This window comes from Lacinutrix salivirga (assembly GCF_053604675.1).
Genome location: NZ_JBSHNP010000141.1, coordinates 214,487 through 230,826, shown reverse-complemented (window position 1 = coordinate 230,826; position 16,340 = coordinate 214,487). Strand labels below are relative to the sequence as shown.

Sequence of the window (16,340 nt, the reverse complement as noted above, 5' to 3'; positions counted from 1 at the left end):
TGATTTATCCTATGACTTTATGTCATAAGGATAATTTGCTGTATTCGGTGTTTTCCTAACGCCAATGTCTAACTGTTTAATAATCAAAGCCAATGCTAAATAAAAGCATCAAATTTTTAATAGAAAATAAACTCGTAGCAGTTCTGTTACTCGTCCTTTTTGTAGGATGGGGAACTGTAAACGCACCTTTTAATTGGGATACAGGATTTTTGCCAAGCAACCCTGTAGCGGTTGACGCCATTCCAGATATTGGAGAAAACCAACAAATTGTATTCACAAAGTGGGATGGTCGTTCGCCACAAGATATAGAAGACCAAATCACTTATCCATTAACGACTTCTTTACTCGGTATTCCAGGAGTAAAAACCATTCGTAGTTCTTCTATGTTTGGGTTTTCAAGTATCTATATCATTTTTGAAGAAGATATAGAATTCTATTGGAGTCGCAGTCGTATTCTAGAAAAACTCAATTCATTACCAAGTGGATTATTACCAGAAGGTGTTAATCCTGCATTGGGACCAGATGCCACAGGTTTGGGACAAATATTTTGGTACACTCTTGAAGGTCGAGATGAAAATGGAAATGTTACTGGTGGTTGGGATTTACACGAACTGCGTAGCATTCAAGATTATTACGTAAAATATGCTTTATCTACTGCAAGCGGTGTTTCTGAAGTAGCTTCCATTGGTGGTTATGTTCAGGAGTATCAAGTTGATGTCAATCCAGAGTTGATGCGTCAATATAACATTAGTTTAAACCAGATTGTAAAAGCGGTTAAAAGTAGCAATCAAGATATTGGTGCGCAGACTATAGAAATTAATCAAGCTGAATATTTAGTACGTGGTTTGGGTTATGTGAAATCTGTTGAAGATATTGAAAATACTGTAGTTACTTCAGAGGATTTTACTTCAATTAAGATTAAAGACATTGGTAAAGTATCATTAGGTCCAGCAACACGAAGAGGTTTATTGGATAAAGAAGGTGCGGAAGTCGTTGGTGGTGTTGTAGTTGCACGATATGGTGCAAATCCAATGGAAGTCATTAATAATGTAAAGGCGCAAATTGAGGAGCTGAAAGGCGGATTACCTTCAAAGGTATTGGCAGATGGACGAACATCTCAATTAACAGTTGTTCCTTTCTATGATCGTACCGAGCTTATTGAAGAAACATTAGACACGCTTAATGAAGCGTTGACACTAGAAATATTAATTACCATTTTGGTTATTATTGTTATGGTTTTCAATTTAAGAGCTTCTATTTTAATTTCTGGATTGTTGCCTGTTGCAGTATTAATGGTATTTGTAACCATGAAACTGTTTAACGTAGATGCCAATATTGTAGCACTTTCTGGTATTGCTATTGCAATTGGAACTATGGTAGATGTAGGCGTCATTCTCGCAGAAAATATGATTCGCCATCTCGATGATGACAAATTACGATTACGAGAAGATGGTACAGAGTTAACTATGAATGAAGTAGTTTATAATGCGACTTCCGAAGTTTCTGGAGCGATTTTAACTGCGGTATTAACTACAATTATCAGCTTTGTTCCTGTATTTACAATGATTGGTGCAGAAGGAAAATTGTTTAGACCATTAGCATTTACCAAAACGATGGCGTTATCAGCATCTTTGGTTATTGCCTTATTTCTAATCCCACCATTAGCAGCTTATTTATTCAGAAAAACATCACTTAAAAAGTCATTTAAATACATCATAAATGGTGCTTTAATAATTGCTGGAATAGCAATTATGGTTACTGGATATTGGTTAGGGATTATTTTAATTGCTTTTGGTATTACTGGTTTACTTGGAGTCTTTGGTAAACTAAATAAGAAAAACAGCAATCTTGTAAATATTATTATTTCGTGTACTGCCATTATATTTTTACTTGCCGAATATTGGAGACCACTAGGCTTTGACAGAAGTATTTTAGTCAATCTTATTTTTGTAGCTATTATTTGCTTCGGAATTTTAGGAATATTTTCAATTTTCAGAAAGTATTATGGTCAAATTTTAAATTGGGCTTTAGCAAACAAGTTATTGTTTTTAATTATTCCGGCAACTGTGCTTGTTTCTGGAGGATGGATTATGAACAATACAGGAAAAGAATTTATGCCATCTCTAAACGAAGGTTCTTTTCTATTAATGCCAACCTCATTACCACACTCAGGTGTTGAGGAAAATAAACGTGTGCTTCAGCAATTGGATATGGCTGTAGCCACTATTCCAGAAATTGAAACCGTAGTAGGAAAGTCTGGTAGAACAGAATCTGCATTAGATCCTGCGCCTTTATCTATGTACGAAAACATGATTCAGTATAAGTCTGAATACATGCGTAACTCAAAAGGAAAAAGACAACGTTACAAAGTAAACGATGATGGTGCTTTTGAATTGAAAGATGGAACATTTATCGCCAATCCTAATAATTCCGAAAATGTTGTTTTTACAAAAGTTATACATGCTCAACTTATCGAAGATAATGATGGCGAATTCTATCGTAATTGGCGACCAGAAATTAATAGTCCTGATGATATTTGGAATGAAATAGTTAGAGTTACCAAATTACCAGGAGTTACTTCTGCACCAAAATTACAACCGATAGAAACCAGATTGGTAATGCTTCAAACAGGAATGCGTGCACCGATGGGAATAAAAGTAAAAGGACAAGATTTAAAACAAATTGAAGCGTTTGGATTGCAGTTAGAAACCATTCTTAAACAAGCAGAAGGTGTAAAAGAGCAAGCTGTTTTTGCAGATAGAATTGTAGGGAAACCTTATTTACTTATTGATATTGATAGAGAAAAAATAGCACGTTATGGTGTATCTATAGAAGATGTACAAAGTGTGCTGAAAGTAGCAATTGGCGGTATGGCTATTACTCAAACTGTAGAAGGAAGAGAACGCTATGCTGTTAGAGTGCGATACCCTAGAGAGCTACGAGGTAATCCTGAAGATATAAAAGGCATCTATATTCCTGTTGAAAAAGGAAGTCCTATTCCATTAAGTGAATTAGCGACGATTCGGTATGAGCAAGGTCCACAAGTCATAAAAAGTGAAGATACCTTTTTAGTTGGCTATGTGTTGTTTGATAAATTAGATGGGTTTGCAGAAGTTGATGTTGTTGAAAATGCGCAAGCTTTATTTCAACAGAAAATAGATTCAGGAGAATTAACTGTTCCAAAGGGCATCAGCTATAAATTTACAGGCACTTATGAAAATCAGTTACGAGCAGAAAAAACGCTTTCTGTTGTCGTTCCATTAGCACTTGCTATTATTTTCTTGATTCTATATTTCCAATTCAAATCTGTTACTACGTCACTCATGGTTTTTACAGGAATAACAGTTGCTTTTGCGGGTGGTTTTATAATGATATGGCTTTACGGTCAAGATTGGTTTTTCAATTTTAGTTTGTTTGGAGAGAATATGCGAGACCTTTTCAATATGAAAACTATCAATTTAAGTGTTGCGGTTTGGGTAGGTTTTATAGCATTATTTGGTATTGCTACAGATGATGGTGTCGTTATGGCAACATACCTCAAGCAAACTTTTGAGCGTGAAAAACCTTCTGATAAAAAGAGTATTAGAGCTTCCGCATTACAAGCAGCCGAAAAACGTATTCGTCCGTGTTTAATGACTACTGTAACTACCATTTTGGCGCTGTTACCAGTATTGACATCCACAGGAAAAGGAAGTGATATTATGATACCTATGGCAATTCCAATATTTGGCGGAATGGTTATAGATATTACCTCTTATTTTATTGTACCGGTATTATACAGCTGGAGAGAAGAGTTTAAATTGAAAAGAGCAAACAAATGAAAAGAATAATTTATACACTCATAGGTTTATTAACTTTTAGTGTTTCTAATGCACAAGAATTAGAAACGCTTATTAATGAAGCATTAAATAACAATCCTGAAATTCAAAAGTTTGAATTACAGTATAGTATTGCTTCCGAAAAAGTGAATGAAGTAAATACATTGCCTAATACCGAATTTGGTGTGGGTTACTTCGTAAGCGAACCAGAAACCCGAACAGGAGCGCAACGCTTCAAAGTATCAGCTAAACAAATGTTGCCTTGGTTTGGTAATATTACCGCAAGAGAAAACTATGTGAGTGCTTTGGCAGATGCTAAATACGAGGACATTGTTATTGCCAAAAGAAAACTGATGGCTTCTGTATCGCAATCCTATTATAATCTCTACGCTAATAAAGCAAAACAAGACGTTTTAAACGAGAATATTAAACTACTTAAAACCTACGAAACGTTAGCATTAACATCGGTTGAAGTTGGCAAAGCTTCAGCTGTAGATGTTTTACGATTGCAAATGCGTCAAAATGAAATGCAACAGTTATTAGATGTTTTGGTTCAACAATTTTTAGCAGAACAAACTACTTTTAATAAGCTTTTAAATCGTGATAAGGATGTACAAGTTTCTGTTATTAATGAGTTAATAATTCCTTCAGAAGATTTTGAAATCAATTCTGGAAATTTATCTCTACATCCTGAATTACTAAAATTCGATAAACTCTATCAGTCTGTAGAGCAATCTGAATTATTGAATCAAAAAGAAAGTAGTCCAATGATTGGTTTAGGTTTAGATTATATCAATGTTGATAAACGTCCTAACATGGATTTTAGTGACAATGGAAAAGATATAATTATGCCAATGGTATCAGTATCAATTCCCATATTTAATAATAAGTACAAATCCCAAACCAAACAAAATGAGTTGCAACAGCAAGAGATTTTGGCACAAAAACAAGAGCGCACAAATGCATTAGAAATACTATTGGATAAAGCAGTAAACGATAAGATTTCAGCAAGAATAAGTTATGCAACCCAAACGAAGAACTTAAAGCAAGCTAAAGATGCTGAAGAGATTCTTATTAAAAATTACGAAACAGGAACGATTGATTTTAATGATGTTTTGGACATACAAGAATTGCAACTGAAGTTTCAAATAAATCAAATTGAGTCTGTTAAAACCTACTATGTGCAAACTACAATTATTAATTATTTAACACAGCAATAATGAAACATACATATCACATACACGGAATGACTTGCAACGGTTGTCGCAGTCACGTAGAAGAAACACTTTCAAAAGTGAAAGGTGTTTCAAAGGCTTCTGTTGATTTAGAAAAAGCAGAAGCAGCAATCGAAATGGAATCTCATATTCCAATAGAAAGGTTTCAAGAAGCTTTAAAGAAAGATGGCGGAAAATATAGTATTCAAAAATTAGGAGAATACCATCATACCAAAGTAGAAATGGAAAAACAGCCAAAAGGTAAATGTACGGGTACATTTTATTGCCCAATGCATTGTGAAGGAGATAAGACCTATGATAAACCGGGCGATTGCCCCGTCTGCGGAATGGATTTAGTTGAAGAACAAAATCTATCCACAACTTCATCACAGCAATGGACATGCCCGATGCATCCAGAAATTATAAAAGATGAAGCAGGTGCTTGTCCTAAATGCGGAATGGATTTAGTTCCAATGGAAGCAGATAGTTCAGCAGAAGAGAAGACCTATAAAAAATTATTAAAGAAGTTTAAGATTGCTGTTGCTTTTACATTACCAATTTTTTTAATGGCAATGAGTGAAATGCTGACCAATAATCCATTGTATGACATCATGGAACAAAAATATTGGAATTGGATTCAGTTCGCATTATCCATTCCAGTTGTATTTTATGCGACTTGGATGTTCTTTGAACGTGCCTATAAGAGTATAAAAACATGGAATCTTAATATGTTTACACTTATTGGAATAGGTGCAGGTGTCGCTTGGTTATTTAGTGTTTTTGGCATGTTCTTTCCAGATATTTTTCCAAGTCAGTTCAAAACAGAATCTGGAGCAGTACACGTTTATTTTGAAGCAGCAACCGTTATTCTAACATTGGTGCTTTTAGGACAGCTTTTAGAAGCTCGTGCGCATAGTAAAACCAATTCGGCTGTAAAAGAATTGTTAAAGTTAGCACCCAATAAAGCTATAAAAGTAGTAGATGGCGAAGACGTTGAAGTAACCATCGATGCTATTGAATTAAATGATATTCTAAAAGTAAAACCAGGCGATAAGATTCCTGTGGATGGCTCGATAACAGAAGGAGATACAACCATTGATGAGTCAATGATTACTGGAGAGCCAATTCCTGTTAATAAAACAGTAAATGATAAAGTAAGTAGCGGAACAATTAATGGAAATCAATCATTCTTGATGAAAGCGGAAAAAGTAGGAAGTGATACGCTACTCTCTCAAATCATTCACATGGTTAACAATGCCAGTAGAAGTCGTGCACCAATTCAGAATTTAGCCGATAAAGTATCAGGTTATTTTGTGCCTGTTGTGGTCATTATTTCATTACTAACTTTTGCAGTTTGGGCAATTTGGGGACCAGAACCAGTTTATGTTTATGCCTTTGTGAATGCTATTGCTGTTTTGATAATAGCTTGTCCTTGTGCGTTAGGATTAGCAACACCTATGTCTGTAATGGTTGGTGTTGGTAAAGGTGCTCAAAATGGTGTATTGATTAAAAATGCCGAAGCACTTGAAAAAATGGATAAGGTTACGACGCTAATTGTAGATAAGACAGGAACAATTACAGAAGGAAAACCAACCGTTGAAACAGTAGGTTCTTTTGATGCTGATTTTAGCGAAAATGACATTCTGAAATATATTGTTTCGTTGAACAATAACAGCGAACATCCATTAGCGGAAGCTACGGTTAAATATGGAAAAGTACAAAATTCTGAAATTTTAAAATCAGATGCATTTAGCGCAGTTACAGGTAAAGGTGTAGAAGCTACTATTGATAATAAAAAAATAGCATTGGGAAATCCTAAGATGATGGATTATGCTAATGCAGAGATAACCTCACAAATGGAGGAAGAAGCTAAAACTTATCAAAAACAAGGTAAAACGGTTTCATACTTATCCATAGATGAAACGGTTACTGGTTATGTAGTTATAGGAGATAAAATTAAGGGGACTAGCGCCAAAGCTATTAAGGAACTTCAAGATAAAGGTATTGAAGTCATCATGTTAACAGGCGATAATCACGACACAGCGCAAGCAGTAGCATCAGAATTAAATCTTACAGATTTTAAAACAAGTATGTTGCCTGAGGATAAACTCAAAGAAGTAGAGAAACTACAAGAAAAAGGAAAAGTTGTTGCTATGGCAGGCGATGGTATTAATGATGCACCAGCACTTGCTAAAAGTGATGTAGGTATCGCAATGGGAACAGGAACAGATGTTGCTATAGAAAGTGCTATGATAACCTTGGTAAAAGGAGATTTACACGGTATTGTCAAGGCGCGACATTTGAGTGATGCCGTAATGAAGAATATTAAACAAAATCTGTTTTTCGCTCTCATCTATAACACATTAGGAGTGCCTATTGCAGCAGGTGTTTTGTTTCCGTTTTTCGGAATTTTACTCTCGCCTATGATTGCAGCGTTAGCCATGAGTTTTAGCTCTGTTTCGGTTATCGCAAATGCATTAAGATTAAGAACAATTAAAGTTTAAATATAAAATCAAATAATTATGGAAAATTCAAATCAACACTCAAATAAAGGAAACTATAAAACATTTTTTTTAATGTTAGGGTTATCCTTTATAGCTATGTATATAACAATGTACTTAAATACCTATGCCGTAGACCACATATATTTCAGCTTGACTCGTTTTTATATGGTTTGCTTAGGGATTTCAACAATGGCAGTAATCATGCTATTATTCATGCTGAAAATGTATAAAAACAAAAAGAAAAATATGGCAATACTTATAGGGAGTCTAGTGCTTTTTATTAGTGCGTTAGGATTAGTTAGAGCACAAGCACCAATTGTAGGAGACGTACTTTGGTTAAAAGGGATGATTCCACACCATTCAATTGCTATACTTACAAGTGAGCGTGCAGATATTCAAGACCCAGAAGTTAGAAAGCTGGCAGATGATATTATTGAAGCGCAACGAAAAGAAATAGAAGACATGAAAGCAATGATAAAAAGATTAGAGAATGAAAAATAATAAAATAGTCATTTACATAGGGATATTAGCAGTTGGACTTTTGTTAGGATGGTTTCTATTTGGTAATTCATCTACTAAAGAAACTGAACATAATCACGATGCGGTATCTGAAGTTAATCAAATGTGGACGTGTTCTATGCATCCACAGATTATGCAACCAGAAGCTGGAGATTGCCCAATTTGCGGGATGGATTTAATTCCTGCAGCAAGTAGTGCTGACGGCTTATTAGCAGACCAATTCAAGCTTACAGAAAACGCTATGGCATTGGCAAATATTCAAACCTCTATAGTTGGCAATGGTAAAGTAGAAGATAATACAGTTAAATTATCTGGAAAAATTGTAGAGAATGAAGAAGCCAATGCCGTTCAAGTCAGTTATTTTTCAGGAAGAATAGAACGTCTAAATGTGAGTTTTACAGGCGAGGAAGTTAGAAAAGGACAGTTATTGGCAACTATCTATTCGCCCGAATTATATGCAGCGCAACAAGAACTCATTACAGCAGCTTCATTAAAAGAATCACAACCTGCATTATATAAAGCTGTGCGCAACAAATTAAAATTATGGAAGCTCTCTGAAAATCAAATTAATCAAATTGAAACTTCTGGTAAGGTTAAAGAAAACTTTCCTGTCTATGCAACGGTTTCAGGAACAGTTTCTGAAAAATTAGTAGAACAAGGCGATTATATCAAACAAGGCCAACCTTTGCTCAAAATAGCAAATCTAAGTACAGTTTGGGCAAATTTTGATGTGTATGAAAATCAAATCGATTTATTTAAAAAAGGACAAAAGATTTTAGTCACTACCAATGCTTATGCTAATAAAGAATTTGAAGCTAAAGTAGATTTTATAGACCCTGTTTTAGATACCAGAACAAGAACTGTAAAATTACGAGCGATACTTAATAATAAACAGGATGTTTTTAAGCCAGGAATGTTTGTTGAAGGAAAATTTAAAGGGATGACTTCAAGTAAAGAACAAGCATTAACCATTCCATCCACAGCCGTTTTATGGACTGGAGAACGTTCAGTTGTCTATATAAAAACAGACCCTGCTCAACCTGTTTTTGAAATGCGAAAAATTACATTAGGGAATCAAATTGGCGATAATTATGAAGTGTTAGAGGGTTTGAAAATTGATGATGAGATAGTAACAAATGGAACATTTACCGTTGATGCAGCAGCGCAATTACAAGGTAAAAAATCAATGATGAATAAAGAAGGCGGAAAAGTTATTACTGGTCATGAAGGACATCTTGGAATGGAAAATAATCCTTCAGCAAATAACGCGAATCATTCTAATATGAATGAGAGGGTAAAAGTGTCCAAGGGTTTTCAGAATCAATTGAAAGTCGTTTTTAATGATTATATCAAATTAAAAGATTCTTTACTTAAAGATGAATCTAATAACGTAATAACTGAATCAAAAAGACTACTGGGTAATTTATCTAAAGTTGAAATGAAGCTATTAAAAGATAAAGAGGTTCATGGTCATTGGATGTCATTAGAAAAAGAAATAAAAGCATCTGCCACATCAATTTCAAATGCATCAAATATTGAATCACAACGAAATCATTTTAAGCATCTTTCATCACATTTAATTAGCGCGATTCAGACATTTGGTATCAATGAAAAAGTCTTTGTTGAGTTTTGTCCGATGGTAGACGATAACAACGGTGCGTACTGGTTGAGCAGGGAAGAAAAAGTAATCAATCCATATTTTGGTGGCGCAATGCTAACCTGTGGAGAAGTAAAACAAGTAATAGAATAATAAAAATCAAATAATAACAATTAAATTTTTTAACAATGAAAAAAGTAATTTTAAGTGTAGCTGTAATTATGGCTATAGGTTTAACGAGTTGTAAAAACGAAACCAAGCAAGAAACAACAGAAACAAAAACGGAAGTATCTAAAGACATGGCTATGGTAGACATATCTTTTGGTGTTAGAGGTAATTGTGGAATGTGTAAAAAAACCATCGAAAAAGCTGCTAACAAAGTTGAAGGTGTTGCTAATGCAACATGGGATGTCGATAAAAAGAAAATAGATGTGTCTTTTGATGATGCTAAAACAGATGCAATGGCAATTCACAAGGCAATAGCAGCATCAGGTTACGATACAGAAAAAGTTTCAGGAGATGAAGATGCTTACAGTAACCTACCTGGATGTTGTCAATACGACCACGAAATGATGATGAATCAATAAGGAGATAAAGGAAGAGGATCATTCAGACCATGACCATTAATAATAAATATAGAAGAGCCTTGTTATTTAAGGCTCTTCTAATATAGAAAAATCATACTAACGTTATTTGCAATACCATTGCATTAAATAATTTATATCTTTGCTACGATGAAATTTTTAGCTTTTATATTATCAATTTATATTTTCGCGCTTAATTTAGCACCCTGCGAAGATAATGTTACGCTTGATAATGAGGTTCAAACAGAAATTTCACAAGGAATGGACAATGACCATCAACATCAAGATTCAGATTTATGTTCGCCTTTTTGTATTTGTCAATGCTGCCATGTAAGTGCTGTGCATTTTGATATTCCAGATTTAAAATTAGGAATATCTTTTATTTCCACAAAAGATGTTTTATACCTAAGCGGTTCAGAAAAAGACTTCACGAGTTCCGTTTTACAACCACCACAAGTTTAATGAATACCTGCTACGCAGGTGTATTATAAATCTATGCTACCATCGATACTCTTTGGTAACTATTCTTTATTTATAAATTCATTATAACTATAATTCTATGATTAATAAAATCATTGATTTTTCAATCAATAACAAATTCATTATTGGTTTGCTAACGTTTACCATTGTTGGAGCTGGTATTTGGAGTATGACTCAAGTACCTATAGATGCGGTACCAGATATTACCAACAACCAAGTACAAGTCATTACGCAAGCACCAAATTTAGGAACAGAGGATATTGAGCAAATCATAACCTATCCAGTAGAGGTAGCAATGAGCAATCTACCTAATGTCCAAGAGATTCGTTCAATTTCTCGTTTTGGCTTATCAGTCGTTACTATTGTTTTTGACGATGATATGGGAACGTATCTGCCACGTCAATTAGTCGCTGAAAAACTCAACGACATCAAAGAACAAATTCCCGAGGGATTCGGAGAACCTTCAATGGGTCCTATTTCATCTGGTCTAGGAGAAATATATCAATACACACTTAAAGTCAAACCAGAATACAAAGAGAAATATTCAGTTACTGATTTGCGCACCATGCAAGATTGGATTGTACAACGTCAAATGGCAATGGTAGAAGGTGTTGTTGAAGTTAATGCTATTGGCGGAAAAATTAAGCAATATGAAGTCGCTGTTGATCCAAATGAGTTGCGAGCAATCGGATTAACAATTACTGATGTCTTTGAGGCTCTAGAAAACAACAATCAAAATACAGGTGGTGCATATATCGAAAAGAACCATCAAGCCAATTTTATACGTGGCGAAGGTTTAGTGCGTAGTTTGGATGATATTAAAAAAATCACAGTAAGAAACGTCAATAATATTCCTATAACTATTGGCGATATTGCCAAAGTACAATTTGGTTCAGCGATTCGTTATGGTGCATTAACACAAGATGGCGAAGGCGAAGTTGTAGGCGGTTTGGTAATGATGCTTAAAGGCGCAAATTCAAACGATGTTATCGAGAATGTAAAAGAGCGCATGGCTCTAATAGAAAAGTCATTACCAGAAGGTGTGATTATCGAACCTTTATTAGATCGAAGTAAGTTAATCGCAGAAACTACATCAACTGTAGCAACAAACCTTATTGAAGGCGCATTAATAGTAATATTTGTACTTATCTTTTTATTAGGAAATTGGCGAGGTGGTTTAATAGTCGCATCCACTATTCCATTATCGTTATTGTTTGCATTTATACTAATGAATGTATTTGATGTTTGGGCTAACCTAATGAGTTTAGGAGCAATAGATTTCGGTATTATTGTCGATGGTGCAGTAATTATAGTAGAAAGTACCGTTTTTCTTATTGCATCACAAGTGCTAAAAAAGAAGAAACTTACTGCAAAAGAAAGAGATAAAGTGGCTTCTAATGCTTCAAAAAAAATGATGAATGCAGCCTTTTTTGGTCAGCTAATTATTCTAATTGTCTTCTTGCCTATTTTGGCATTAGAAGGGATTGAAGGAAAAATGTTCAAACCGATGGCATTGACTTTCATTTTTGCAATGATTGGTGCAATGGTACTTTGTTTGACGTATGTGCCAATGATGTCTGCCTTGGTTTTAAGAGCACCAAAGTCAGACAAAAAATCTTATGGCGATAAATTTGTGCATTGGGTAGAAGAAAAATACCAACCTATATTAGTTAAAGCGATACAAAAAGGAAAATGGATTATAGGCATTGCAGTCGTGCTATTCGGAATAACAGTTTTTATGTTTAGTCGAATGGGAGGCGAGTTCATCCCACAACTCGATGAAGGCGATATTGCATTTCACGCCATTTTAAAACCAGGCAGTTCCCTTACAGAAACTATTGAAACGACGACAAAGATTGAACAAATTGTAAAAGCAAAGTTTCCAGAAGTTGAAAAAATTGTAAGTCGAATTGGTGTTGCCGAAATACCAACAGATCCAATGCCAATGGATTTGGCAGATGTTTTTGTGATTTTGAAACCAAAAAGTGAATGGACAACAGCTACTTCAAAAGATGAATTGATAGAGAAGATGAAAGAAGCGGTTGAAATGGTTCCTGGTGTTAACTATGAATTTACACAACCTATCGAAATGCGCTTTAATGAATTACTTGAAGGTGTCAGAGAGGATATTGCTATAAAACTTTATGGAGAAGATATAAATATACTCTCTCAAAAAGCTGAAGAAATATCCAAAATTATTGCAGGTACAGATGGAATTGGAGATATGAAAGCGGAAGCCACAACAGGGTTACCACAAATGACCATTACGTACAATAGAAATAAATTGTCCCAATACGGACTGCAAATAAATACCTTGAATCAAATCGTTCAATCTGCTTTTGCAGGCGGTACAGCAGGAATTATTTTTGAAGGCGAAAAACGATTCGATTTAGTAGTAAGATTAAATTCTCAAAACCGAAAGGATATTTCAGATGTTCAAAACTTGTACATCAATTTACCATCTGGTACTCAAATTCCACTTCGTGAAGTTGCAGATATAAGCTACAAAGCTGGTCCAATGCAAATAAGTAGGGATAATACAAACAGAAGAACCTATGTTGGTATTAATGTAAGAGGACGTGATGTAAAATCGTTGGTAACAGAAATAAAATCCAAGTTAGATGCTAAACTTGAATTACCATCAGGATATTTTATTAGGTATGGTGGAGCATTTGAAAATTTAGAACGCGCAAGTAACCGATTGCAAACCGTTGTGCCAATTGCGTTATTACTTATTTTTGTGCTCATATATTTTGCTTTAAAATCCTTGCCACAAACCTTAATGATTTATATCGCAATACCTATGGCAACCATTGGTGGTGTCGTAGCATTGTGGTTACGAGATATGCCATTTAGTATTTCAGCAGGAGTTGGTTTTATTGTTTTATTTGGTGTTGCGGTTTTAAATGGATTAGTAATGATTAGTGGTTTGAATGAGTTGAAAGATGAAGGTGTTACCAATCTTAAAGATAGAATTATAGAGGGAACAAAACGAAGAATTAGACCAATTATGCTAACCGCTTTTACAGATGTTTTAGGGTTTTTACCTATGGCAATTTCTGCATCAGCTGGTGCAGAAGTACAACGGCCTTTAGCAACGGTTGTAATTGGTGGTTTATTAACGTCTACATTATTAACATTGTTCGTTTTACCTATATTATATCATTGGGTAGAAAACAAATCATTCAAGTTTAGAGCAGACAAAAAAATAATTACAGTTACTGCTATGGTAGCTTTAATGCTTTTGTTGCCAATAACAGGAAACGCCCAAGAAGTTAACGATACGTTACCAATTATTTCAATGAATGAAGCAGTTAAATTATCAAAAGAAAATTTCCCGCTTTTAAAACAAAAGCAATTAGAAATTAGCAAACAAGAGCAGTTAAAAAGTACAGCTTATGATTTTGGTACGACTCAAATTTTTACTGGAGGCGAGGAAATTAATAACGGAAATGGTATTTATACAACTATAGGAATTGGTCAAAGTAACATTGATGTGTTTGGTGTTTCTGCAAAAAAACGATTGCAAGAACAACGCATTCAACTAGCTCAAAAAGCGTTTCAACTTTCAGAATTAGATTTAGAATTGGAAGTGAAAAAAGCCTGGGCAAATGCCTTGCAGAGTAAAAGGAATTATAATTTATACAGAGAGTTAGATTCAATTTATACCAATTTTGAAAAAGCAGTAGCATTAAATTATGAAGTAGAAGCTATTTCAAGGTTAGAATATTCAGCAGCTAAAAATCAAGCTTTACAGATTCAAAATAAATTTATGCAATCAAAAAGTGAATATGGTATTGCATTACAACAGTTAAACCTATGGTTGGTTTCTGATACATTCTATACCGTTCCCAATGATTTTGAAATTACTAGTGAAATTGATGTTGATACTTTTAACTTAGAAGAGCATCCCTTATATGGTATAGCACAATTACAGGTAACAGAAGCAGAAGCCACATATAAAGCTGCCAAAGCAGATAATTTACCCAAGTTAAATCTTCAAGGTGGTTTACAAAACTTAAATGGTAATTCAGGGTTTTATACCTATCAAGCAGGTGTTTCCATTCCTTTTTTGTCTGGTACAAATAAAGCAAAGGTTAAAACCGCAAAAATCGATAAGGAAATTGCTGATACGAACATTCAGTTCAAAAAACAAGAAGTACAATCCAAGTTTGTACAATCAAAAGAGAATTATCAAAAATGGAAAACGTCTTGGTTTTTCTATAAAAATGAGGTGTTACCACTTGTGAAAGAACAAAAATTGGGGGCTTTATTTGCCTATAAAGAAGGAGAGATAGATTATACAGGGTTTACACAACTCATAAAAGAAGCTATTCAATCTGAATTACAAGCTCAAGAAGCATTAATAAATTATTTAGAAAGCACATTTCAACTACAATATTTTAATAAATAAGAAAATGAAAAACACACGATATATAATCTTAACATTACTAACAGTTTCACTTTTAGTAGTTGCTTGTGGAAATAAAGAAAGCCATAAAGAAGGCGATGGTCATGCACACAATGAAGATGTAAAGCCAGAAGCCGAAGAAGCTCATAGTGATGAAGAAGAAGTGATGTTATCACAGCAACAGTTTGATGCCTTAAAAATGAAAACAGACACCCTAGCATTGCGTAATATGAGCGGTTATGTAGAAGCCAATGGAACATTAGAAGTACCACCACAAAACGAAGCAGCAATAACTTCTGTAGTTGGTGCAAATGTGGTATCAATAAAAGTTATTGAAGGCGATAAAGTTAATAAAGGTCAAGTGGTTGCATATCTATCTCATCCTAATATTATAAAAATGCAGACCGATTATTTAAATGCTTTTAGCAACAGTAATTTTTTAAAGAAGAACTATGAACGTCAGCAAAAATTATATGATGCAGGAGTTGGCTCTGGTGCAAGTTTTCAAAAAGCCGAAGCAGAATATGATGCCTCTAAAGCTATGGTAAATGGATTGGAAGCTCAATTGAGACTATTAAACATAAACACGTCATTAGTACGAAATGGAACCATTGCTCAAAGTATATCATTACGTAGTCCAATAGAAGGCTTTGTCCAAAAAGTTGAAGTAAAAACAGGACAATATGTAGAACCGCAAACCGAACTTTTTGAAATCGTAAACACGCATCACGTTCATGCAGATTTAATGGTGTTCGAAAAAGACGTTTATAAAGTAAAGAAAGGTCAAAAAGTAATTTTCAATTTACAATCTAATACAGACGAAGATCTTATAGCAGAAATCTATTCGGTAAGCAAAACTTTTGAAGATAATCCTAAAGCACTACACGTCCATGCCGAAATTGAAAACAAAAAAGGGAATCTAATTCCAGGAATGTATATTAAAGGTAAAATTCAAGTTGAGAACGCAGAAACTCATGCATTGCCAGAAAGCGCAATTATAAAAGAAGGCGATAGATTTTATGTCTTTTCAGTAGAAAAAGAAAATGACGATTGGAGTTTTAAGCCAGTTGAAGTGCTTTTAGGAGAAAAAGATGGTAATTGGATAGCGGTTAAATTTGCTGAAGAACAAGATAAAGCCACAAAATTCGCTTATAATAATGCGTATTATTTAATTGCTGAAATGAAAAAAGGAGAAGCAGAACACGAACATTAA

The 16,340-nt window shown here is 34.3% G+C and carries 9 protein-coding genes; all 9 read left to right on the top strand.

The window, feature by feature from the left end; genetic code table 11:
- Positions 1-92: 92 nt before the first annotated feature.
- Positions 93-3,821, top strand: coding sequence for an efflux RND transporter permease subunit (locus ACVC5O_RS14880; RefSeq protein WP_452222263.1), 3,729 nt, complete (start codon positions 93-95; stop codon positions 3,819-3,821).
- Positions 3,818-5,038, top strand: coding sequence for a TolC family protein (locus ACVC5O_RS14875; protein WP_452222262.1), 1,221 nt, complete (start codon positions 3,818-3,820; stop codon positions 5,036-5,038). Before ACVC5O_RS14880 ends, ACVC5O_RS14875 begins: the two co-directional genes overlap by 4 nt.
- On the top strand, positions 5,038-7,536 hold the full coding sequence (locus ACVC5O_RS14870) for a heavy metal translocating P-type ATPase (RefSeq protein ID WP_452222261.1): 2,499 nt from the start codon (positions 5,038-5,040) through the stop codon (positions 7,534-7,536). Before ACVC5O_RS14875 ends, ACVC5O_RS14870 begins: the two co-directional genes overlap by 1 nt.
- Positions 7,537-7,554: 18 nt before the next feature.
- Positions 7,555-8,037: a DUF305 domain-containing protein gene (locus tag ACVC5O_RS14865; protein WP_452222260.1), complete on the top strand. Its 483-nt coding sequence runs from the start codon at positions 7,555-7,557 to the stop codon at positions 8,035-8,037.
- Entirely contained in the window at positions 8,027-9,805 is a 1,779-nt protein-coding gene (locus tag ACVC5O_RS14860; RefSeq protein ID WP_452222259.1) for an efflux RND transporter periplasmic adaptor subunit, read from the top strand. The genes ACVC5O_RS14865 and ACVC5O_RS14860 overlap by 11 nt, the downstream gene beginning before the upstream one ends.
- Positions 9,806-9,840: 35 nt before the next feature.
- Positions 9,841-10,239 carry a heavy-metal-associated domain-containing protein gene (locus ACVC5O_RS14855; protein ID WP_203255968.1) on the top strand — a complete coding sequence of 133 codons (399 nt, stop codon included), beginning with the start codon at positions 9,841-9,843 and terminating at the stop codon, positions 10,237-10,239.
- Between the two features lie 147 nt (positions 10,240-10,386).
- Entirely contained in the window at positions 10,387-10,698 is a 312-nt protein-coding gene (locus ACVC5O_RS14850) for a DUF6660 family protein (protein WP_452222258.1), read from the top strand.
- Positions 10,699-10,795: 97 nt separating this feature from the next.
- Positions 10,796-15,130, top strand: a complete 4,335-nt coding sequence (locus tag ACVC5O_RS14845) for a CusA/CzcA family heavy metal efflux RND transporter (protein ID WP_452222257.1) — start codon at positions 10,796-10,798, stop codon at positions 15,128-15,130.
- A 4-nt stretch (positions 15,131-15,134) separates the two neighbouring features.
- Positions 15,135-16,340 carry an efflux RND transporter periplasmic adaptor subunit gene (locus ACVC5O_RS14840; RefSeq protein WP_452222256.1) on the top strand — a complete coding sequence of 402 codons (1,206 nt, stop codon included), beginning with the start codon at positions 15,135-15,137 and terminating at the stop codon, positions 16,338-16,340.

What these genes read in the sequence shown, in the direction of transcription:
- ACVC5O_RS14870 (WP_452222261.1), top strand. Translation starts at nt 5,038, where the DNA reads ATGAAACATACATATCACATACACGGAATGACTTGCAACGGTTGTCGC.
- ACVC5O_RS14850 (WP_452222258.1), top strand. Translation starts at nt 10,387, where the DNA reads ATGAAATTTTTAGCTTTTATATTATCAATTTATATTTTCGCGCTTAAT.
- ACVC5O_RS14845 (WP_452222257.1), top strand. Translation starts at nt 10,796, where the DNA reads ATGATTAATAAAATCATTGATTTTTCAATCAATAACAAATTCATTATT.
- ACVC5O_RS14875 (WP_452222262.1), top strand. Translation starts at nt 3,818, where the DNA reads ATGAAAAGAATAATTTATACACTCATAGGTTTATTAACTTTTAGTGTT.
- ACVC5O_RS14860 (WP_452222259.1), top strand. Translation starts at nt 8,027, where the DNA reads ATGAAAAATAATAAAATAGTCATTTACATAGGGATATTAGCAGTTGGA.
- ACVC5O_RS14855 (WP_203255968.1), top strand. Translation starts at nt 9,841, where the DNA reads ATGAAAAAAGTAATTTTAAGTGTAGCTGTAATTATGGCTATAGGTTTA.
- ACVC5O_RS14880 (WP_452222263.1), top strand. Translation starts at nt 93, where the DNA reads ATGCTAAATAAAAGCATCAAATTTTTAATAGAAAATAAACTCGTAGCA.
- ACVC5O_RS14840 (WP_452222256.1), top strand. Translation starts at nt 15,135, where the DNA reads ATGAAAAACACACGATATATAATCTTAACATTACTAACAGTTTCACTT.
- ACVC5O_RS14865 (WP_452222260.1), top strand. Translation starts at nt 7,555, where the DNA reads ATGGAAAATTCAAATCAACACTCAAATAAAGGAAACTATAAAACATTT.